This is a genomic window from Kitasatospora sp. NPDC057198, from assembly GCF_042670125.1.
Lineage (GTDB): Bacteria > Actinomycetota > Actinomycetes > Streptomycetales > Streptomycetaceae > Kitasatospora.
Genome location: NZ_JBHUWH010000027.1, coordinates 1 through 18,911, shown reverse-complemented (window position 1 = coordinate 18,911; position 18,911 = coordinate 1). Strand labels below are relative to the sequence as shown.

At 76.5% G+C, this 18,911-nt stretch carries 18 protein-coding genes and 1 pseudogene; 10 read left to right on the top strand and 9 right to left on the bottom strand.

Annotated features, from left to right (window positions below):
- The first annotated feature begins 102 nt into the window (after positions 1-102).
- From ACFUEL_RS05590 to ACFUEL_RS05580, 3 genes are all read left to right on the top strand, one after another.
- Positions 103-1,041 carry a GNAT family N-acetyltransferase gene (locus ACFUEL_RS05590; protein ID WP_380234709.1) on the top strand — a complete coding sequence of 313 codons (939 nt, stop codon included), beginning with the start codon at positions 103-105 and terminating at the stop codon, positions 1,039-1,041.
- Positions 1,038-1,967, top strand: a complete 930-nt coding sequence (locus ACFUEL_RS05585; RefSeq protein WP_380234708.1) for a lysophospholipid acyltransferase family protein — start codon at positions 1,038-1,040, stop codon at positions 1,965-1,967. The genes ACFUEL_RS05590 and ACFUEL_RS05585 overlap by 4 nt, the downstream gene beginning before the upstream one ends.
- 88 nt (positions 1,968-2,055) lie before the next feature.
- Positions 2,056-2,322, top strand: a complete 267-nt coding sequence (locus ACFUEL_RS05580) for a metal-sensitive transcriptional regulator (RefSeq protein WP_380234707.1) — start codon at positions 2,056-2,058, stop codon at positions 2,320-2,322.
- Between the two features lie 222 nt (positions 2,323-2,544).
- Here the strand turns inward: ACFUEL_RS05580 and ACFUEL_RS05575 are convergent, their stop codons facing one another.
- Entirely contained in the window at positions 2,545-2,811 is a 267-nt protein-coding gene (locus tag ACFUEL_RS05575) for a metal-sensitive transcriptional regulator (protein WP_030461631.1), read from the bottom strand.
- A gap of 222 nt (positions 2,812-3,033) precedes the next feature.
- The gene (locus ACFUEL_RS05570; protein ID WP_380234706.1) at positions 3,034-4,407 is read right to left on the bottom strand and encodes a rhodanese-like domain-containing protein; all 1,374 of its coding nucleotides are present in this window, start codon (positions 4,405-4,407) and stop codon (positions 3,034-3,036) included.
- Between the two features lie 274 nt (positions 4,408-4,681).
- On the opposite strand from ACFUEL_RS05570, the gene ACFUEL_RS05565 reads away from it, so the two are divergent.
- The 3 genes from ACFUEL_RS05565 (at position 4,682) to ACFUEL_RS05555 (ending at position 6,922) form a co-directional block, all read left to right on the top strand.
- Positions 4,682-5,116, top strand: coding sequence for a rhodanese-like domain-containing protein (locus ACFUEL_RS05565; RefSeq protein WP_380234705.1), 435 nt, complete (start codon positions 4,682-4,684; stop codon positions 5,114-5,116).
- Positions 5,113-6,132 (top strand): sulfite exporter TauE/SafE family protein, encoded by a 1,020-nt coding sequence (locus tag ACFUEL_RS05560; protein ID WP_380234704.1) that lies wholly within the window; start codon positions 5,113-5,115, stop codon positions 6,130-6,132. The genes ACFUEL_RS05565 and ACFUEL_RS05560 overlap by 4 nt, the downstream gene beginning before the upstream one ends.
- A gap of 214 nt (positions 6,133-6,346) precedes the next feature.
- Positions 6,347-6,922, top strand: coding sequence for a rhodanese-like domain-containing protein (locus ACFUEL_RS05555; RefSeq protein ID WP_380234703.1), 576 nt, complete (start codon positions 6,347-6,349; stop codon positions 6,920-6,922).
- A 122-nt stretch (positions 6,923-7,044) separates the two neighbouring features.
- On the opposite strand, the gene ACFUEL_RS05550 is transcribed toward ACFUEL_RS05555, so the two are convergent.
- Both ACFUEL_RS05550 and ACFUEL_RS05545 read right to left on the bottom strand, forming a co-directional pair.
- Positions 7,045-7,290 carry a hypothetical protein gene (locus tag ACFUEL_RS05550; RefSeq protein WP_380234702.1) on the bottom strand — a complete coding sequence of 82 codons (246 nt, stop codon included), beginning with the start codon at positions 7,288-7,290 and terminating at the stop codon, positions 7,045-7,047.
- A gap of 213 nt (positions 7,291-7,503) precedes the next feature.
- The gene (locus ACFUEL_RS05545) at positions 7,504-8,334 is read right to left on the bottom strand and encodes a pentapeptide repeat-containing protein (RefSeq protein WP_380234701.1); all 831 of its coding nucleotides are present in this window, start codon (positions 8,332-8,334) and stop codon (positions 7,504-7,506) included.
- 400 nt (positions 8,335-8,734) lie between these two features.
- Here ACFUEL_RS05545 and ACFUEL_RS05540 point away from each other — a divergent pair, with 400 nt between their 5' ends.
- Positions 8,735-10,471, top strand: a complete 1,737-nt coding sequence (locus ACFUEL_RS05540) for a SpoIIE family protein phosphatase (protein ID WP_380234700.1) — start codon at positions 8,735-8,737, stop codon at positions 10,469-10,471.
- Positions 10,472-10,540: 69 nt separating this feature from the next.
- Here ACFUEL_RS05540 and ACFUEL_RS05535 read toward each other — a convergent pair whose 3' ends face one another.
- The 3 genes from ACFUEL_RS05535 to ACFUEL_RS05525 all read right to left on the bottom strand — a co-directional run bounded on the left by ACFUEL_RS05535 (position 10,541) and on the right by ACFUEL_RS05525 (position 13,605).
- Positions 10,541-11,317, bottom strand: coding sequence for a hypothetical protein (locus ACFUEL_RS05535; protein ID WP_380234699.1), 777 nt, complete (start codon positions 11,315-11,317; stop codon positions 10,541-10,543).
- A 568-nt stretch (positions 11,318-11,885) separates the two neighbouring features.
- Positions 11,886-12,185 carry a nucleotidyltransferase domain-containing protein gene (locus ACFUEL_RS05530; RefSeq protein WP_380234698.1) on the bottom strand — a complete coding sequence of 100 codons (300 nt, stop codon included), beginning with the start codon at positions 12,183-12,185 and terminating at the stop codon, positions 11,886-11,888.
- A gap of 277 nt (positions 12,186-12,462) precedes the next feature.
- Positions 12,463-13,605 carry a hypothetical protein gene (locus ACFUEL_RS05525; protein WP_380234697.1) on the bottom strand — a complete coding sequence of 381 codons (1,143 nt, stop codon included), beginning with the start codon at positions 13,603-13,605 and terminating at the stop codon, positions 12,463-12,465.
- 217 nt (positions 13,606-13,822) lie between these two features.
- Here ACFUEL_RS05525 and ACFUEL_RS05520 point away from each other — a divergent pair.
- Together ACFUEL_RS05520 and ACFUEL_RS05515 are read left to right on the top strand one after the other, a co-directional pair.
- A pseudogene (locus tag ACFUEL_RS05520) lies at positions 13,823-14,974 on the top strand (glycosyltransferase family 4 protein); the annotation flags it as partial.
- Between the two features lie 203 nt (positions 14,975-15,177).
- Positions 15,178-16,437, top strand: coding sequence for a glycosyltransferase (locus ACFUEL_RS05515; RefSeq protein WP_380234696.1), 1,260 nt, complete (start codon positions 15,178-15,180; stop codon positions 16,435-16,437).
- A 33-nt stretch (positions 16,438-16,470) separates the two neighbouring features.
- Here ACFUEL_RS05515 and ACFUEL_RS05510 read toward each other — a convergent pair whose 3' ends face one another.
- Both ACFUEL_RS05510 and ACFUEL_RS05505 read right to left on the bottom strand, forming a co-directional pair.
- On the bottom strand, positions 16,471-16,986 hold the full coding sequence (locus tag ACFUEL_RS05510) for a GNAT family N-acetyltransferase (protein WP_380234694.1): 516 nt from the start codon (positions 16,984-16,986) through the stop codon (positions 16,471-16,473).
- Positions 16,987-17,112: 126 nt separating this feature from the next.
- Entirely contained in the window at positions 17,113-17,973 is an 861-nt protein-coding gene (locus tag ACFUEL_RS05505) for an SDR family oxidoreductase (RefSeq protein WP_380234693.1), read from the bottom strand.
- A gap of 89 nt (positions 17,974-18,062) precedes the next feature.
- Here ACFUEL_RS05505 and ACFUEL_RS05500 point away from each other — a divergent pair, with 89 nt between their 5' ends.
- Positions 18,063-18,791: a TetR/AcrR family transcriptional regulator gene (locus ACFUEL_RS05500; protein WP_380234692.1), complete on the top strand. Its 729-nt coding sequence runs from the start codon at positions 18,063-18,065 to the stop codon at positions 18,789-18,791.
- Positions 18,792-18,911: the final 120 nt, after the last annotated feature.

The following is an 18,911-nucleotide window of genomic DNA, read 5'->3' as shown; positions in this document are numbered from 1 at the left end:
GCCCGAACGGCGGTCCGGGTGCGAGCGCTCGTGTCGTCGCGTGTCGTCCCGTGCCTTCCGTCGCCACCCTATCGCGCCCCGAGTTCCCCGGAGAGTCCCGCCATGACCACTGCCCCCGCCCGTCCCGGACAGCTCCCCGCCCAGTCCTCCCGGCTGTCGCCGAAGCGGCCCGCCGAACCCCGACAGCCCTCGTACCAGCTGGCGTTCGCCCGGACCGCGGAGGAGGTGCGGGCCGCCCAGCGGCTGCGCCACCGGGTGTTCGCGGACGAGATGGGCGCGGTGCTGGACTCGCCGCTGCCCGGTCTGGACGCCGACCCGTTCGACGAGTTCTGCGACCACCTGCTGGTGCGCGAGCAGCCCTCCGGCGAGGTGGTCGGCACGTACCGGCTGCTGCGTCCCGAGCAGGCCCGCCGCGCGGGCCGGACGTACTCCGACACCGAGTTCGACCTGGCCCGGCTCGGCGGGCTGCGGGACGGCATGGTGGAGGTCGGGCGGTCCTGCATCGCCGAGGCGCACCGCGGCAACGGTGCGGTGATCAACCTGATGTGGGGCGGCATCGCCCGCTACATGACCGCCACCGGCAACGCCTGGCTGGCGGGCTGCTGCTCGGTGCCGCTGGCCGACGGCGGCGCGACCGCCGCCGGGGTGTGGGACGCCGTCTCGACCAAGCACCTGGCGCCGCCGCAGTACCGGGTCGCCCCGCTGCGTCCGTGGTCGGCCGAGGGCGTGGCCCGGACGGGCCGCACGCCCGTCCCGGCGCTGCTGCGCGGCTACCTGCGGCTGGGCGCCTGGGTGTGCGGCGAGCCCGCGTACGACCCGGACTTCAACGTGGCGGACCTGTACGTGCTGCTGTCGCTGGAGCGCACCGACCCGCGCTACCTGCGGCACTTCCTGGCGGCCGCGGCGGACCTGCCGATCTCGGCGATCATCGACGGGACGGCGGGCTCGGGAGCGGGCGCGGGTGTCGGCGTCGGCCCCGATGAGGGCGCGGGCGTGCAGGCGGCGGGCGGGGTCCGGCGCGGAACGGCCACGGCGGCATGAGCGCCTGGCTGCCGACCGCGCCGTGCACGCCCGGCGGGTGCGTGAGCGTCGCCGGACCCCGGGCGACCCTGCCGCACCGGGTGCTGCGGCTGGCGTGCTGCCTGGTGGTGCTGGTCGCCGGGGTGCTGGCGGCACCGCTGGTGCGCGCGCCGGCCTGGCTGCCCGCGGAACGGCTGGTGCGCCGGTGGGCGCGGCTGCTGCTGGCCACGCTGGGCGTGCGGGTGCGGGTGCGGTCGGCGGGCGCGGCGGGGCGGCGGGAGGGCGGTTCGCTGCTGGTGGCCAACCACATCTCCTGGCTGGACGTGCTGCTGGTCGCGGCGGTCCGGCCGGGCCGGATGCTGGCCAAGACCGAGGTCGGCCGCTGGCCGGTGCTCGGCCCGCTGATCTCCTGGGGCGGCACCGTCTTCATCGACCGGGAGCGGCTGCGGGCGCTGCCGGGCACGGTGGAGGAGGTCGCGGCGGCGCTGCGCCGGGGCGAGCGGGTGGTGGTCTTCCCGGAGGGCAGCACCTGGTGCGGGCGCGGCGGCGGGCGGTTCCGTCCGGCGCTGTTCGAGGCGGCGGTGCGGGCCGACGTCCCCGTGCAGCCGGTGACGCTGCGTTACCTCGGCGGGGACGGGCGGGCCAGCACCGCCCCCGCGTTCGTCGGGGAGGACGGGCTGCTGGCCTCGCTCTGGCGGGTGGTGTCGGTGCGGGGCCTGACCGCGGAGGTCGAGTTCCTGCCGGAGCTGCCGCCCGCGCTGTTCCCGGGGCGTCGGCAGCTGGCGGCGGCCGCGCAGCGGGTGGTCGACCGGCGGCGGCTCCCGGAGGACGCCGCGGGGGATCCCGGTCCGGCGGCCTGCACGGCCTGCTCCGTCCACCCCGGCGGGGTCGCGGCCGGGCCTCCGGGCGGTGTCCGGGTGCCGTTCCCGGCGGAGGTCGGACGGTAGCCGGGCGGTGGCCGTGCGGTGGCCGGGCGGGGCGTCGGGGCGCCTCCCGTATGATCGGGCGAGTTCAGGAAGGGCGAGGAGGTGCTCGATGCAGGTGGACGAGGAAGCCGTCGGCGCGGTGCTGAACCGGCTGCGCCGGGCACAGGGCCAGCTGACCGGCGTGATCGCGATGATCGAGGCCGGACGTGACTGCAAGGACGTGGTGACCCAACTCGCCGCGGTCTCGCGCGCGCTGGACCGGGCCGGCTTCAAGATCCTCGCCAGCGGCATGCGCCAGTGCCTCGCGGAGGCCGAGGAGGGTGCCGCCCCGATGACCGAGGCGGAACTCGAGAAGATGTTCCTGACCCTGGCCTGAGCACAGCCGCCCGCAACCACACGCGGCCGCACGCACCGCGCCGGAGCGCGGTGCGTGTTCCGGCTCCCGCACCCCGGCGCCGCGAATGACGCCCCGCATGGATGGCGCCCCGTACGGATGGTGTCCCGTCCGGATGGCGCGCCGTACGAATGGCGTCCTGTCCGGATGGTGCGCCGCGCGGGTGACGCTCCGCAGCGGTGAGGCCCCCGCAGGGGTGACGGATCAGGCGAGGGCCAGGAAGAGCTTCTCCAGCTCGGCCTCGCTCATCGGGGCGGTGCCCTCCTCCGCCTCGGCCATGCACTGGCGCATGCCGCTGGCCACGATCTTGAACCCGGCCCGGTCCAACGCCCTGGAGACCGCGGCGAGTTGGGTCACCACGTCCTTGCAGTCGCGCCCGGCCTCGATCATCGCGATCACGCCGGCCAGTTGGCCCTGTGCCCGGCGCAGCCGGTTCAGCACCGCGCCGACGGCCTCGTCGCCCACCTGCATCGGGTCTCCTCCTCGTCCTCGGCGGGCGCCGGTCGTCGCCCGCCCCGTGTTCCGTGCCGTGCGCCGGCCGGTGCGGGGGGCACCGTGCCACGCGGCGTGACGTTCTACTCATACCCCCGCCCGTATCAACCCGCCCGACGAACGGCGCATTCCCCGCCCGCCGGAGTTCCCCGTCCGCCGGAGTCACCCGTCCCCTGCGCGCCCGCCGCGGCGGTGGTGCGGTCAGGCCGCGGCCTCCCAGGCGCCGTAGCCGCCGAGCAGGTCGGAGGTCAGCGGGTGGCCGTGGTGGCGCAGCAGGCTGGCCGCGATGGAGGAGCGGTGGCCGCCGGCGCAGTGCACGACGACGGGGCGGTCCCGCGGTATCTCGGCGAGGCGGTGCGGGAGTTCGGCCAGCGGGAGGTGAACGGAGCCGGGGATGTGCCCGTCCGCCCGCTCGCCCTCGCCGCGGACGTCGACGACCAACGGGGGTTCGGCTCCGGCGAGTTCGGCGCGCAGGTCGGCGACGGTGCGGCGGGGGGCCTGGCGCATCTGCTCGGGGGCGCCGCGGAAGGCGCTCTCGGGGTCGGCCAGGTAGCCGGCGACGCGGTCGAAGCCGATCCGGGCCAGCCGGGTGACGGTCTCCTGCTCGCGGCCCTCCGGGGCGATCACCAGCAGCGGCCAGGCCGGGTCGAGGACGGTGCCGCTCTGCTCGGCGAAGCGCCCGTCGGCGGGGACGTTGACGGCCCCGGCGAGGTGTCCGGCGGCGAACTCCAGCGGGTCCCGGGCGTCGACCACGACGGTGCCGGGCTCGGCGCGGCGGGCGAGGAAGGCGTCGGCGTCCAGCGGGACGGCGAGGGCGGCGGCGTCGAACAGTTCGCGGTCGCGGCGGTTGAGGTCGGCGTCGTAGCCGAAGTAGCCGGGGGCGGTGGGCTGTCCGGCGGTGACGATGGCCACGAACTCGTCCTCGGTCATCGGCGCGCAGGCGTAGTTGGTGGCGCGCTGCTGTCCGACGGTGGACTGCCGCTCGGTGGACAGGTTCTTCCCGCAGGCGGATCCGGCGCCGTGCGCGGGGAAGACCCGGACCTCGTCGGGCAGCGCCATCAGCTTGCGCTGGACGCTGTCGTAGAGCATCCGGCCGAGCTGGTCGGCGGTGACGCCCGCGGAGGCCAGCAGGTCGGGGCGGCCGACGTCGCCGACGAACAGCGCGTCGCCGGTGAGCACGCCGTACGGGACGGCGTCCCCGGCCTTCTCGCGGACCAGGACGCTGACCGACTCGGGGGTGTGGCCGGGCGTCTCCATGATCTCCAGGACGACCTCGCCGAGGCTGATCCGTTCGCCGTCGGCGAGCTTGCGGATCGGGTACTCAGTCTCGGCCCGGCGGCCGTAGCCGATCCAGGCACCGGTGCGGTCGGCGAGTTCGAGGTGCCCGGAGAGGAAGTCGGCGTGGAAGTGGGTGTTGATGACGCCCTCGACGGTGAAGCCGCGGGCCTCGGCCTCGGCGAGGTACTCGTCCACGTCCCGGCGCGGGTCGACCACGACGGCGCGGCCGGTGGTCTCGTCCGCGATCAGGTACGAAGCCTGGGAGAGGCAGTCGAGGTAGTACTGGGCGAAGAACACGGGTGTCCTCTTCTCTGCGTGGGGTTCTCTGCGTCGGGCGCGGTCGGCGGCCGGGGCGCCCTGGGGCGGGCGCCGCACGCGGACCTGCGGACTTCGATACCCCCCTAGGTATTATTGCAGGCAGTTCTCCGCCAGGAGCCCTGCCCGGCCAATACCGGTGGGGGTATATGCTCGAGACCAACGATATACCCCCGCCGGTATCTTCCCGAGGACGGCCCGCCGCCCGGGAACCCGCCGGACCCCCGTACCGCCCGCCAGTTCCCAGGAGGACACCGTGGCCTGGACCCCCCAGCCGCCCGCGCCCGCGCAGATCGACCCCGCCGAGGCGCACCGCCTGGCCGCCGCCGGTGAGGCGCTGCTGCTCGACGTGCGCGAGCCCGAGGAGCACGCCGAACTGCACGCGCCCGGCGCCCTGCTGCTCCCGCTCGGCGACCTCGGCGCCACCGGGAGCCCGGACGCCGCGCGGGCCGCGGACGCCGTACGGGCCGCGGGCGGCGGGCGGCTGGTGCTGGCGGTGTGCCGCTCCGGCAACCGCTCGCAGACCGCCACCGAACTGCTGAACGCGCGCGGGGTGCCGACGGTGAACGTGGTGGGCGGCATGCGCGCCTGGCTCCGGGACGGACTGCCCGTGCACCGGGGCGGACAGCCCCTGCACCGGAACGGGCAGCCCCTGCACCGGGGCGAGTGTCGCTGCGGCGGGACGATATGAGCACCGTCCTGCTCGCGCTGATGGCCGGCGCGGTGGTCGGCCTGGCACTGGGCGGACTCGGCGGCGGCGGCAGCATGCTGGCCGTCCCCGCGCTGATCTACCTGATCGGGCTGACGCCCGGCGCCGCGACCACCGCCAGCCTGCTGATCGTCGCCGCGACCTCGCTCACCGGCCTGCTCGCCCACGCCCGAGCCGGACGCGTCCGCTGGCGCGAGGGCCTACTGTTCGGTGCGGCCGGACTGCCGTTCGCCGCGCTCGGCGGCGCGCTCTCCCGCCACCTGCCCGGCCCCGCGCTGACCGCCGCGTTCGCGCTGCTGGCCGGACTGGCCGCCTGGCGGATGCTGGCCGGCGGACGGGGCGGCGACACCGGCCGCGCGCCGAGCATCGGACCTGCGGCGGAACTGCCTTCCGCCCTCGGGTCGGCGGCGGTCGCCCGGCTGCTGCCTGGACCCGCCACCGGCCCGGCCTCCGACAGCGCGGTGCCCGGCCGTACCGCATCCGGCAGTACGGCGCCCGGCGGCACGGTGCCCGGCAGTACGGTGACCGGCGGCGCGGGGTCGCCGGTGATCGTCTCCACGGAGATGATCCCCGCGCGGATGAACCCCGAGCTGTGCCCGCTCCCGGTGGCCGCCGGCGTCTCCGCCGCACCCGTCCCCGCGCGGCGGGCCGCGCTGGCGGGCGCCGGGCTGGGCGCGGCGACCGGGGTGCTGGGCGTCGGCGGCGGGTTCCTCGCGGTGCCCGCGCTGGTGTCCTTCCTGGGCTTCCCGATGGCCGAGGCGATCGGCACCAGCCTGTTGGTGATCACCCTGAACTCGCTGGCCGCACTGCTGCCCCGGCTGGGCGCGTCCGCCGAGATCCCCTGGTCGACGGTGGGCCCGTTCGCCGCCGCCGCGATCCTGGGCGCCTGGGACGGCAAGCGGCTCGCCGCGAAGCTGTCCGGCCGCACGCTGCAACGGCTGTTCGCCGGGGCGCTGCTGGCGGTCGCCGCCCTGATGCTGGTGGACGCCGTGCTCTGACGCCGTGCTCCGACACCGTGCCCTGACGCCCCCGTCGAGTCGCCCGAACGTACCGCCCGGACGCCGCCCACCTGCGGTGACACCGCTCCCCGCGCCTTTCCGGCTCCCGGTGCCGCTCAGGCGTCCTCGGCCGCTCCCCGCCTTCCCACTCCCCCCGACCCGGCCCGTCCGTACGCGCCGGGGCCGTCTCCTCCCGAAGGGTTCACCCGCTCCGATGACCATGCCTCTGACCGTCGAACAGCTCCAGCCCCGCCTGCACCAGCTGACCGTCATCGATGTCCGCTCCCCCGGCGAGTTCGCCGGCGGCCACATCCCCGGCGCCCACAACGTGCCGCTCGACCGGCTGACGCAGGCCCTGCCCGCCCTGCGAGCCGCCGCCGAGCGCGGCGAACTGGCCGTCGTCTGCGCCTCCGGCGCCCGTGCCCTGAACGCCTGCGAGCAGCTCGCCTCGGCCGGTGTGCAGGCACTGCTCGTCGACGGCGGCACCTCCGCCTGGGCTGCCAACGGCGGACCGCTGAACCAGGTGCCCGGCCAGAAGCCCCGCTGGGCGATGGACCGGCAGGTCCGCCTGGTGGCCGGTTCGCTGGTGCTGGCCGGCGTCGTCGTGGACGTGGCCGTCCCCGGCGTGCGCTGGGTGTCGGCCGCGGTCGGTGGCGGCCTGCTGTTCTCGGCCGTCAGCAACACCTGCGCGATGGGCTCGCTGCTCGGCAGGCTCCCCTACAACCGTCCGCGCGACTCCGGCGCCGCCCTCGATGCGACGCTCACCGCGCTGCGCGACAGCGGCAAGTGACGGGCATGAGCTGACGCGACGTCAACTCTCCCCCTGCCATTGGTGGTCCGGCCCCCGGTTCCCCTCCGGACGCGAAGGGGAACCGGGGGTCGGTGCCGCGTGCACCGGCCGCACGGGCGGGGTCAGCGCCCCGCGACCGCGCCCTGCGGGGCCGGGGCGGACGTTTCGGTGCCGGCGGTCGGGGTGCAGGAAGCGGCAGGGGCTGCGGTGTTGTAGTGGCTGGCCAGCCAGAAGCCGGCCAGCAGGCCCGCCACGCCCAGTGCCTTGTGGCGGTTGCGCTTCCACCACGAGGGCGTACCGGCGGCCATGAACCGCAGTTGGGTGAAGTCCGGATGCTCGCTGGGTGGCGCGTCCTTGAACATTCCCATCGCGGATGATCCTCCTCTCGCGTCGGGGAGTTCATGACCATACGCCCGCTTCCGGTCCGACCGCAGGCAATTAATCCCGATTCGGGGGTACGCGCGCGCCCCTGCGCGCCCCCTCGCGCGCCGGGCGGCGGCGCCCGGACAGGGCCGGGGCGAAGCCTGGTAGAAGCCTGTGCGGGGCCCGAGCGGCGCCCGGGGCCAGGGCTCAGTCGGGGATCACCAGTGCGCGGGGCGGGCCAGCGCGGCGCCGAGGCGGGTGGTGGAATCGCCCTTGGCGGCGTTGAGTTGGGCCTGGGTGAGGAACAGTGCGCCGGTCAGGTCGGCGCCCCGCAGGTCCGCGTCCCGCAGGTCGGCACCGATCAGATCGGCCTCCCGCAGGTCGGCGCCGGACAGGTCGGCCGCGATCAGGTAGGCGCCGCGCAGGTTGGCGCCGCGCAGGTCCGCACCGCGCAGGCGGGCCCCGATCAGATCGGCACCCCGGTGGTTGCGCTTCTTGCCGGGCACTGCGGCGCGGGCCAACTCGCTTGCCTTGAGCAGGAGTTCGTTCGCCCCGGCCCGGATGCCGGGCACGTCGGCGGCGGTCAGCGCGGCCGCGTCCCGGCGGGTCAGCTCCTCGATCCCGTCGAACGTCCGGCGCAGCTCGGCGTGCACCGGCCGGGCCTTCGGCAGCTCCAGCGCCTCGGCCAAGTACCAGAGCAGTTCGTGCAGTTGGCGCATCACCGGGAACGTCTCGAACATCTGCCGGGCGGTGTCCCGGTCCTCGCGCCAGCTGCGTCCGCCGAAGGTGTGCCGGGAGACCTTCTGCCCGGCCCCGAAGCAGTCGAAGACCGTGCAGCCCTGGTAGCCGCGTTCGCGCAGGTCGGGGTGGATCCCGCAGCGGTAGTCGGCCTGCAGGTTGCGGCAGGGCGTGCCCGCGTTCTTGTTCGCCGCGAAGTCGGCGGACTTGGCGAAGGGCAGGGCGACGCAGCACAGCCCGAAGCAGGCGGAGCAGTCGGCGAGCAGCTCGAGTCGACGGCCGGTCGGGGCGGGGTGCTGCTGATCGGTCACGGTGCGGGCTCTCCTGTGGCGGGGTGGCGGTCGGCTCCATTCTCCCCGCCCGCCCGGACCGGTCCGCACCAGTGGCCCCGCGCCCCTCCGGGCGGGGCGCGGGCCGGCTCTGCGGGCAGCAGGACACCGGTTGGCAAAAAAGCTCGCTCCCAGCGGAATTCTCCCCGCGCCCGGTTCGGGTTCGGACGGTTCGACCGAGTATGGTGCGGTCCCCGGGTGCGGATCACCCGGGAGGCGGCGCATCGAGCCGTACCCGAGCCGTGCGGTACGCCGATGTGCGGTGCGGCAACGTACGGTGCGACGGCATGCGGTGCGGCGGCGTACGCCAATGTGCGGTGCGGCGGCGTGCCGCGCCCGCGGACGGTTCCGCGGGGGGGACGTGGTGAGGGAGGGATCACGGGTGCGGCCCGAACCGGCGGGCGGCGACTCGACGGGTTCGCTGCTCACCGCCGCCTCCGCGGCGTTGCGGGTGGACCGCGGCGCGCTGGCCGACGCCCTGCTCGACCAACTGCCCGTCGCGCTGGCGGTGCTCGACGCCGGCCTGCGCTGGCGCTACCTGAACCCGTCGTTCCAGCAGGTCACCGACGTGTCGCCGACTGCCGTGCTGGGGCGCGCCGTCACGGACCCGGACCCGGCGCTCCCGCGCGTCCTGGCCGACGGGCGGCCCCGCTCGGGAAGGTTCGCCGGGCGTGCCGCCGACTTCCGCCGCCTGGAGGTGGCGGGCGCGCCGACCGGGGTGCTGGTCGTGCTGCCCGGCGGCGCCGACGCCCACCGGGCGGAACTCGAACGCGTCCGGGCCGGGTTCGCCCTGCTGGAGGCCGGGGCGGGGCGGATCGGCACCACCCTCGACCCGGACACCACCTGCGCGGAGCTCGCCGCGTTCGCCGTCCCCGGCTCCGCCGACCTCGCCCTGGTCGACGTGCTGCCGCTCGACACGCCCGACACTGCCGCCGACACCGCCGCCGGCGCCGCCCCCGCGACACGCCCGGACGCCGCCACCGGCCCGGACCGGCCGCGCCCCCGACTGCGGCGGGCCGCCGCGCTCGCCCGGCCCGCCCCCCTCGACCGGGGGCCCGCGGCGGACGCGCGGCCGCCCGTCCCGACGGGCGGCACGGTGCGCCACCGCCCCGGTTCGGTGGCCGGCCGGGCGCTCGCCGAGGGCCGCCCGGTGGTGGCCAACCTGCTGTCCGCCGACGAACTCGCGGCGCTCGCACCGGACGAGGACGCCCTGTCCGCGTACCGGGCCGCCGGCGTGGACTGCCTGCTCGCGGTGCCGCTGACCGCCCGCGGGCGGCCGATCGGGGTGCTCACCCTGGCCCGGACGCACGGCGGTTCGCTCGGTTTCACCGGCGAGGACACCGAACTGCTCGCCGCCGTCGCCGGGCGCGCCGCGCTCACCCTCGACCACGCCCGGCGCTACGCCCGCTCGCAGAACACCGCCCTGGAACTCCAGCGGGCCCTGCTCGCCGAGCCCGGCAGCCCGCACCCCAACCTCGAACTCGCCTCCCGCTACCTGCCGTCCGGGATCACCTCGGTGGTCGGCGGCGACTGGTACGAGACGGTGCGGCTGCCGTTCGGACGGACGCTGCTCGCGATGGGCGACGTGATGGGCCACGGCGTCGAGGCCGCCGTCGACATGAGCAACTACCGCTCCACGCTGCGCTACGTCGCCGCGACGGACCTGCCGCCGCACCGGATCCTGCGCCAGCTCGACGCGCTGATCGCCGAGCAGGAGAACGCCCGCCCGGCCACCTGCGTCCTGGCCCTCGCCGACCCGGCCCGCGCCCGCTGGACCCTCGCCGGGGCGGGCCACCTGCCGCCCGCGCTGCTCACCCCGCACGCCACCGAGCTGGTCGAGGTGCCGACCGGCCCGCCGCTGGGCACCGGGGTCGGCGGGTACGAGCAGACCACCATGGAACTGCGCGCGGACCACGCCCTGCTGCTCTACACCGACGGCCTGGTGGAGCGGCGCGGCGAGGACATCGACGTCTCGCTGGCCCGCCTGTCCGCGCTGCGCCTGCCCTCCGACCGCCCACTCGACTCGCTGCTGGACGCCGCCCTGGCCGAACTGGCCCCGCAGGACGCCGAGGACGACATCGCGCTGCTGGTGGCCCGGGCCCGCCCCCGGCCGTCCTGACCCGGCAGCGCCCGGGCCGCGGCCCAACGCACCCGCCGCCTCCCGGGTTCCGGACCCGCTGCCGTCCGGTCAGGCGCGCCTCCGGCCGTCGGCCGGCGGGCTCGGAGCCCGGACCGGGCCCGAGCCCGAACCCGGCCCCGGCCCCGGAACGTCCGGGCGCCCCTTGCCTCTCCGTGGGACCAGCGCGACCGTGAGCACGCCGAACGCGACGGCCACGACCACCATCCCGGTCTCGGCCGACTCGTTGACGTGCCGCCCGTTGCCCACCGGGGCGGGCAGGCCGGCGGACGCCACCGACGGTAGGAGCAGCAGGCCCGCCCCCGTCAGGGCCAGAACCGCCCTGCCGAGGGCACGGGGGCGGGAGAACCGGGCCGAGAGCCGGACACCGGCCGTGATGAGCAGCGCGCAGCCCAGCGCGGGCAGCACGGTGTGGGTCAGCCACTCGGCGAGCAGCGGACCCCAGTACCACTGCGCGTCGGGCCGGGGCCCGTCGAAGTAGTAGAGCGTCTCGGGCCGGGGCTCCCCGAGGAAGTCGCGGACACTGCCCGGCAGCAGGCCGCCCGACAGGGCCCCGAGGAACGCCGGGGCGAGCGGTCCGCGCCGGGCGGCGGTGGCCCGGCGGAGCAGCAGGGTCGCGCACCAGCCGGCCAGGGCGCCCAGGAGGACGCCCTTCGCCGCGCCGTACCCGATCGGGGTCCAGGCGTTCCACGGGTAGTTGGCCTCGTGCGCGGCGCGCCATGCCCCCGCGAGGCCCCAGGCGAGCGCGCCCGCCGCCACTCCCCACGGCACCACGCCCGCCGTCCGCCCCGGGGCGGCCGCCTTCGCAGCGCCCGCCGTCCTCGTCATCGCCCGGCCCACCCGTCCCCGCCTCGTCGCGCTCTTCCGGCGCTCTCCGGTCTCCCTGCAGCACACGGCCGCAGCACACAGCCGCAGCGCACGGCCCCGGCGCACGGCCCGGCACGCGGTCGCGCCCGGTACCCAACGACGCGGTCGCGGCGCCGTCCGGTTGCGCCGGGTCGGGCCGTCCCGGCGGGCAGCCGTCAGCGCTTGCCGCCGGCCGGGGCCGGGGCCGGCTGCGGTGGTACCCGGCCGAGAGCGGGCCGCCGACCAGGTCGAGTACGGTCGCGGCGGCGGACAGCAGGCGGCGCGGGAACCACTTGCCCGTTCCGGTCCAGGCCCGGTGGTGGTCGCTGAGCAGGTCGGCGGCGGCGCGGAGCACCTCGGCACCGACGGCCGGCGCCTCCAGCCGGTCCGGGGCGTCACGCAGGTCGTCCAGCAGGCGGCCGGTCAGCGCGTACCGCAGGTTCTCACGCTGCTCGGCCGCCGACGGGGGCGGTCCGGCCAGCAGTTCGGTCCGGCGGTCCTCGGCGGTCCTCGGCGGTCCGGGCGGCGTGCCCGTCGCGGTCCAGCAGGATCAGCCCGGTCGCCTACGGCTGCTGGACCACCCCGCGGCGGGAGGCCGCGGCGAAGGCCCGCAGCTCGTCCAGCCCGGTGCGGGTGTGCGCGAACCCTCGACCCCCCGGCCCTCGTGGCGCAGCGTCTCACGGTGGGTGCCCTGCCCGTCGGGCAGCAGCACGGCCAGGTCGAGGTCGCTGCCCGTCCGGGCCCGGCCCGCGGCCACGGAGCCGGCCAGCACCGCCGCCGACGCCTCGGGGTGGAGCTCGGCGACGAGCCTCCTGGCCTGGTCGATCAGCACCTCTCGTACGCCGGCCACTCTGCCACTGGGCCCATCGGCCGCCCCGCCCGGCCGTACCGCCCGAAACGGGCAATTCGGGAGTCGCCCTGACGAATCACTGCGGCGCATCGCACACGGCCCCGAGCGCGGAAATCCGGGCCCGGCAGACCCGTCCCGGGAATTCGGGAGCCGACCTGACGAATTGCTGCGGGATGCCCAGCCGCCTCCGTACGGAAGCCGGGAGCACCCCGGACCACGGGCACCCGGACCTGGCAGGCCCAGGCCCGCCCGGCAGTTCCAGCGCCATCCGCACCGATCACCGGTGGGCCGCACCGTCGCCTCTGTGCGGACGCCGTGGGTGCCGGGAGCGGCGCGGACCGCGCGGGCCGCGGGAGCCGCGGGCTCGGCGGGCCCGGTCGGCGGCGTAGGCCGCGCCGGCCGCGAGGGCTACCAGGAAGGCGGTCGCGAGGTGCCCGCCGACCAGGTCGAAGCCGAGGAAGAGCACGAACAGGAAGGCCGCGATCGGGAGCAGCAGGGCCAGCAGGGTCTGGCCGAGGACGGCGATGGTGGCGGTGCGGGCGTACGCCTCCTCGGGCCGCGGGTCGTTGCCGGACGCGGCCGCCTCCCCGGGCCAGTAGAAGGCGGTGGCGCGCTGGGCGAGGGCGGTGGTGGCGCGGACGTTGGCGCGCCCCATGACCGGGATCCACACCACGGGGAAGGCGAGGCCGACGGCCACCAGCAGGCCGGTGCCGACCCAGCCGGCGATCCGGCGGACCCGGCCCCGGTGGTCCTCGCCGATCGCGACCAGCCCGAGCAGGTAGATCATCCGACGGATCATGTCCAGCCGGGACGGGCGGGGCTGCGGCCCGGCCTTGGGGGCGGCGTCCTCCGCGGCGGTGGCGGCCAGCGCGGACCGGGCCTCCGCGACGGTGGGGTACACGCCCTGGAGGACGAGGAGTTCGGCGCTGCGCCCGGTGGCGTCGCCGTCGGCCCCGGCGAGGGTGGCGAGTTCGAGGACCATCCGGGCCTGGGCGAGCATCGCGGCGCAGAACGCCACCGGGACGAGCAGGACGAGCGGCCCGCCGATCACGCAGCCCTCGACCAGGTTCAACCGGATGCCGTGGGTGATGACCGCGGTGCGCCGCTCGGCGACCGTCCCGGAGAGTCCAGCCACGGCTTTCGCGGCCGGCCCGGACTCCTGGTGCACCGCCAGTACGGCCAGGTGCTCGGGCAGCCGCCCGGTGTCGTGCCGGACGGCCCGCCACAGCTCACCGGCCGCCCCGCCACCCGCCCCGTCGACGGTGACGACACCGGCGGCCGCGACACCGGCACCGGCGCCACCAGCCGTGACACCGGCACCGGCACCACCGACAGCAGCACCGGGCGCGGGCGGGCCGCCGGACCCGTTCGCCGGTGGCCCGTCGGCGGGTTGCGCCGTCTCCCCTCCCGCATGTTCCATCCCGCCAGATTACTCGGACAAAACGCCGCAAAGCACCCACGGACGGCGCTCCCCGGCCGGACGGCCCGCCCCGTCCTCCCCGTCCCGCACCTACTCCCACCCCCGCTCCCCACCCGGATCCGGCATTCACACACCAGTGCGGAAATGGCGGCAGACGTTCGTCTGCGCGAAAGATCCCTTTGGCTGACCGCACGCCCCGGTTGGTCACAACGTTGGCATGCGAGTCGCCATCGTCACCGAGTCCTTCCCGCCCGAGGTCAACGGCGTGGCCCACAGCGTGCTGAGGGCTGCCGAGCACCTCGTCCGGCGGGGCCACCAGCCCCTGGTGATCACCCCCGCCCCGGCCCGGGGTGCGCACTGCCCGCCGCAGTCCTTCGGCCCGGACCGGGAGGCGCTGCCGGTGGTGCGCGTTCCCTCCGTCCCGCTGCCGCGCTACCCGCAGGTGCGCATCGCGCTGCCCGGCCGCCGGCTGGCCGCCGCCCTGACCGCCCACCGGCCGGACGTGGTGCACCTGGCCAGTCCGTTCGTTCTCGGCGCGCGGGCCGCCCGGCTCACCGAGCGCCTCGGCCTGCCGACCGTGGCGGTCTACCAGACCGACCTGGCAGGGTACGCGCAGGCGTACCGGATGGGCCGGGGCATCGGCTCGGCGATCGCCTGGGCGCGGATCCGCTCGGTGCACCGCGCCGCGGCCCGCACGCTCGCGCCGTCGACCCCGGCCGCGCAGGACCTCACCGCGCACGGGGTGCGCCAGGTGCGGATCTGGGCGCGCGGGGTGGACTCGGCCCGCTTCCACCCCGAGCACCGGGACGAGGCGCTGCACCGCGCGCTGGCCCCCGGCGGCGAGGTGCTGGTGGGGTACGTCGGACGGCTCGCCCCGGAGAAGCGGGTCGACCTGCTGGCGGAGACGTCCCGGTTGCCGGGCGTACGGGTGGTGGTGATCGGGGACGGTCCGAGCGCGCCCGCGTTGAAGGCGGCGATGCCCGGCGCGGTGTTCCTCGGCCGCCGCACCGGCACCGAACTCGCCCGCTGCTTCGCCTCGTTGGACCTGTTCGTGCACACCGGGCCGTTGGAGACCTTCTGCCAGACCGTCCAGGAGGCGATGGCCAGCGGCGTCCCGGTGGTCGCCCCGGCGGTCGGCGGTCCGCTCGACCTGGTCGGCCACCGGCGCACCGGACTGCTGGTCGCCCCGCGTGACCCGGGTGCCGTCGCGCGGGCCGTCGCCGAACTCGCCGCCGCTCCCGAACTGCGCGCCCGGTACGGCGCGGCGGGCCGGGCCGAGGTCACCGGCCGGACGTGGGAGGCGGTCGGCGACCAGTTGATCCGGCACTACGAGGAGGTGCTCGCCGAACACCGGCAGCGCACCCGGGCCGCCGCCCCGCCCACTGCCGAGCCCGCCGCCCCTGCCCCCACCCCTGTCGCCACCCCTGCCGGCACCGCCGCCCCGGTGGCGTCCGCCGCGCAGCCGCTCCTCGGCGGCGTCCCGGCGCCCCGCCAGGCCGGGGCCCCCTCCCCCGCGCCCGGTTCCGCCCCCGCCGTTTCCCCCGTCCCGCTCTCGGTCGAGGAGCAGCCCGCGTGAACCGTGAACCGGCCCGTACGGACGGCGGGTTGTGCATCGTCCGGGTGGCGAACTTCGTCACCCCGGTCTCGGGCGGCCTGCGGACGGCGCTGCGGCACCTCGGCGCGGGTTATCTGGCGGCGGGCCACCGACCGGTGCTGGTGGTGCCGGGCCCGGCCCACCGCGACGAGTGGACCGAACAGGGCCGGGTGATCACGCTGCCCGGCCCGCGCGTCCCGGGCACCGGCGGCTACCGGGTGCTCGGCGGCCGGCGCCGACTCGCCGCGCTGCTGGCGGAGTTGGCACCGGACCGGCTGGAGGTGTCGGACCGCACCACGCTGCGCTGGACGGGTGGGTGGGCGCGGGCGCACGGGGTGCGGTCGATGATGGTCTCGCACGAGAGCGCCACCGGCGTGCTCGGCGCCCGGGGCGTGCCGCCCGGCACCGCACGGCGGCTCGCGGACCGGCTCAACTCCCGTACCGCGCGGAGCTACGACACGGTGCTGTGCACGACGGCGTGGGCGGCCGAGGAGTTCGAGCGGATCGGCGCCCGCAACGTCGAGCGGGCACCGCTGGGGGTGGACCTGGAGACGATGCGCCCGGAGTGCCACGACCCCTCGCTGCGGGCGGAGTTGGCCGATCCGCGGCAGGTGCTGCTGGTGATGTGCTCCCGGCTGTCCGGGGAGAAGCGGCCCGAGCGGGCGCTGGAGGCGCTGTCCGAACTGCGCCGCCGGCACCGCGTCCCGGCCGTGCTGGCCGTCGCGGGGGCGGGTCCACTGCGCGGCCGGCTGGAGCGGCAGGCTCGTCAACTGCGGCTCCCGGTACGGTTCCTGGGGCACCTCGCGGAGCGCTCCGCGGTGGCGGCGCTGCTGGCCACGGCGGACGCGGCGATCGCCCCGGGCCCGGTGGAGACCTTCGGGCTGGCCGCGCTGGAGACCCTGGCCTGCGGCACTCCCGTCGCGGTCAGCCGCTCCTCCGCGCTGCCCCAGGTGGTCGGCCGGGCCGGTCTCGCGGCGGCTGATACCGGGGCCGGATTCGCCCTCGCGGTAAGGGAGTTGCTGGAGCGTCCGGAAGCGGAGCGGCGGGCCGCGGCCCGAGCCAGGGCGGAGGAGTTCGGCTGGGGCGCCGCCACCGTCGCCTTCCTCGCCGCCCACCGGGCCCCCGGCCCCGGCCCCGACCCCATCCCCGGCTCCACCCCCGGCCCGCCACCCGCCCCGGAACCGAGACCGGAGCCGGGCCGTTCCCCCGCTCCCGCGCCCAGCCCCACCAACGGCTGAGCCGTCCCCGTCCGGCGCCTACTCCCCTCTCGTCTACTCCCCTCCCGCTCCCTCCGCGCCGCCCAGTTCGCGCCGGTACCAGGTGCCGGGTCTGCCACCGAGTTCCTCCGGGGCGGCGGGGCCGACCGGGATGAAGCCCGTCTTGGCCAGCACCCTGCGGGAGGCGGCGTTGTCGGTGGCGGCGGCCGCCAGCAGCACGGTCAGCCCGTGCCGGGTCCGGGCGAGTCGGCACAGCTCCTCGACGCCAGCGGTGGCCAGGCCGCGGCCGGTGGCGTGTTCGGCGACGCGGTAGCCGAGCTTCGCGCCGCGGCCCGCGATGTCGATCAGGTTGAACCTGCCGAGCACCGCGCCGTCCGCGGCGACGCGCAGGTAGCAGGCGCAGCCACCGCCCTCCTGTTCGGCCAGCAGGGACCGGTACCGGTCCTCGTACCGCGCGAAGAACTCGTCGCCGCGGTCGAAGACGGTGGCCGCGAAGTACCGGCGGTTCTCCGTCTCGAAGGCCAGGACCGCCGGGGCGTGGTCGGGACGCAACTGCTCCAGTTCGGACATCGTCCGATGCTAACGGGGCCGCGCGCCAAGGCCGTTCGACTTTCCGCCGCCCGCGGTAGGCCGCTGGGCCCGGGGCGCCGCGTGGCGGCGGGCGGCGGACGCCCCAGGGCCGTGCTGCGGCGCGGGCTACGCGGCCCAGGCGCGCTCCAGCAGGGCGGGGAAGCCGGCGGGTTCCCGGCCGATCAGTTCGGCCAGCGTCGGGTCGACGGTGGCGAACTCGCCGTCGCGGGCCGCCGCGAAGATGCTCACCAGCAGGTCGGCGATCGGGGCGGGGGCGCCGTGCGCCACGGTCTGCTCGCGGAAGACCTCGTCGGGGACGGCGGTGCGGGTGAAGGGCCGGCCGGTGAGCCGGGCCGCCACCTCGGCGACGGCGTCGAAGTCGAGTGCGGCCCCGGCGGTGAGCGGCGGCGTGGGGCCCTCGAAGCGGCCCTCGGCGGTCAGGATCACCGCGGTGGCCTCGGCGAGGTCGTCGTGGCCGGTCCAGGCGACGGGGCCGTCGGCGGGCAGCGCGATGTCACCGCTGTGGCGGGCGGCTTCCAGGAACCGCAGGGCGCTGGCCGTGTAGAAGCCGTTGCGCAGTGCCGTCCAGGGCAGGCCGGTGGCGCGCAGTAGGTCCTCGGTGCGGGCGTGGTCCCGGCAGGCCCGGAAGCGGGAGTCGTGGGCGGCGCCCATCTGGCTGGTGTACAGGATGCGGGCGGCGCCGGCCCGGACCGCGGCGTCGATCGCGGCGCGGTGGCCGGTGACGCACTCCTCGCCGGTGCGGTCGAGGGAGACCAGCAGCACCTGTTCGGCGCCCTCGAAGGCGTGGGCGAGCGAGTCGGGGTCGTCGAAGTCGCCGGGCCGGACGCGGACGCCGCGGTCGGCGAGGTCCTCGGCCTTGCGGGGGTCTCGGACGCTGACGCCGACGCGGTCGGCGGGAAGGCGCTCCAGCAGGCGTTCGACGATGCGGTGGCCGAGTGCGCCGGTGGCTCCGGTCACGATGATCACGGGGTTCTCCCAACCGTGTTTCCAGTGGAATCACTTCAACGATAACACTGGAACTAACGGTGGAATCAATAAATCGGTACCATCGATACATGCCTACTCGTGACACCACCGGCGGCCCGCGGCAGCGCATCGTCGAGGCCGCCGTCGAGCTGCTGGAGAGCGGCGGCCCCGACGCGATGAGCACCCGGGCGGTCGCCGCCGCCGCCGGGGTGCAGCCGCCCGCCATCTACCGCCTCTTCGGCGACAAGGACGGGCTGCTGGAGGCGGTCGCCGAGCACGGCTACGCGCAGTTCCTGGCGAGCAAGCGCGCCGGGCTCGACCCCGCCCCGGAGGATCCGGTGGAGGAACTGCGCCGCGGCTGGGACATGGTGGTGGAGTTCGGGGTCGCGCGCCCGGAGCTGTTCGCCGTAATGAGCCGGGCCACCGGCTCGGAGTCGGGCGCGGCTCACCGCGCGGGCCTGGAGATCCTGTACGGACGGGTGCGCCGGCTGGCGGCCGCGGGGTGGCTGCGGGTCGACGAGAAGCTGGCCGCCCAGATCATCCGGGCCACCGGCCTGGGCGTGGTCGCCACCTGGCACGCCACCCCCGCGGAGCACCGCGATCCGGCGCTGCTGGCCACCATGCGCGAATCGATGGTCGCGGCCGTCACCTGCGCCGAACCGGCCGTCCCCGCCGCGGAGTCCGGGCCCGCCCCCGCCGCCCGGGCCCTGCGGGCCGCCCTCCCCGACGACAGCGGCGCGCTCAGCGACGCCGAGCAGCGCCTGCTCGCCGAGTGGCTCACCCGCCTGGCCGGAGGCAGCGGCGCGCCCCCGGCCTGACAACCGGTCCGGACGTCAGGCCCGAACGCCAGGCCCGGACGTCAGACCCGAGCGCCAGGCCCGAACGCCAGCCTCGGCCGCCAGACCCGGGCGTCCGGGCCCGGACGTCAGCCTCGGACG

Coding starts and splice junctions, on each gene's coding strand:
- ACFUEL_RS05585 (WP_380234708.1), top strand. CDS start 1,038: ATGAGCGCCTGGCTGCCGACCGCGCCGTGCACGCCCGGCGGGTGCGTG.
- ACFUEL_RS05500 (WP_380234692.1), top strand. CDS start 18,063: ATGCCTACTCGTGACACCACCGGCGGCCCGCGGCAGCGCATCGTCGAG.
- ACFUEL_RS05525 (WP_380234697.1), bottom strand. CDS start 13,605: ATGGAACATGCGGGAGGGGAGACGGCGCAACCCGCCGACGGGCCACCG.
- ACFUEL_RS05510 (WP_380234694.1), bottom strand. CDS start 16,986: ATGTCCGAACTGGAGCAGTTGCGTCCCGACCACGCCCCGGCGGTCCTG.
- ACFUEL_RS05550 (WP_380234702.1), bottom strand. CDS start 7,290: ATGGGAATGTTCAAGGACGCGCCACCCAGCGAGCATCCGGACTTCACC.
- ACFUEL_RS05590 (WP_380234709.1), top strand. CDS start 103: ATGACCACTGCCCCCGCCCGTCCCGGACAGCTCCCCGCCCAGTCCTCC.
- ACFUEL_RS05555 (WP_380234703.1), top strand. CDS start 6,347: ATGACCATGCCTCTGACCGTCGAACAGCTCCAGCCCCGCCTGCACCAG.
- ACFUEL_RS05580 (WP_380234707.1), top strand. CDS start 2,056: ATGCAGGTGGACGAGGAAGCCGTCGGCGCGGTGCTGAACCGGCTGCGC.
- ACFUEL_RS05535 (WP_380234699.1), bottom strand. CDS start 11,317: ATGACGAGGACGGCGGGCGCTGCGAAGGCGGCCGCCCCGGGGCGGACG.
- ACFUEL_RS05575 (WP_030461631.1), bottom strand. CDS start 2,811: ATGCAGGTGGGCGACGAGGCCGTCGGCGCGGTGCTGAACCGGCTGCGC.
- ACFUEL_RS05560 (WP_380234704.1), top strand. CDS start 5,113: ATGAGCACCGTCCTGCTCGCGCTGATGGCCGGCGCGGTGGTCGGCCTG.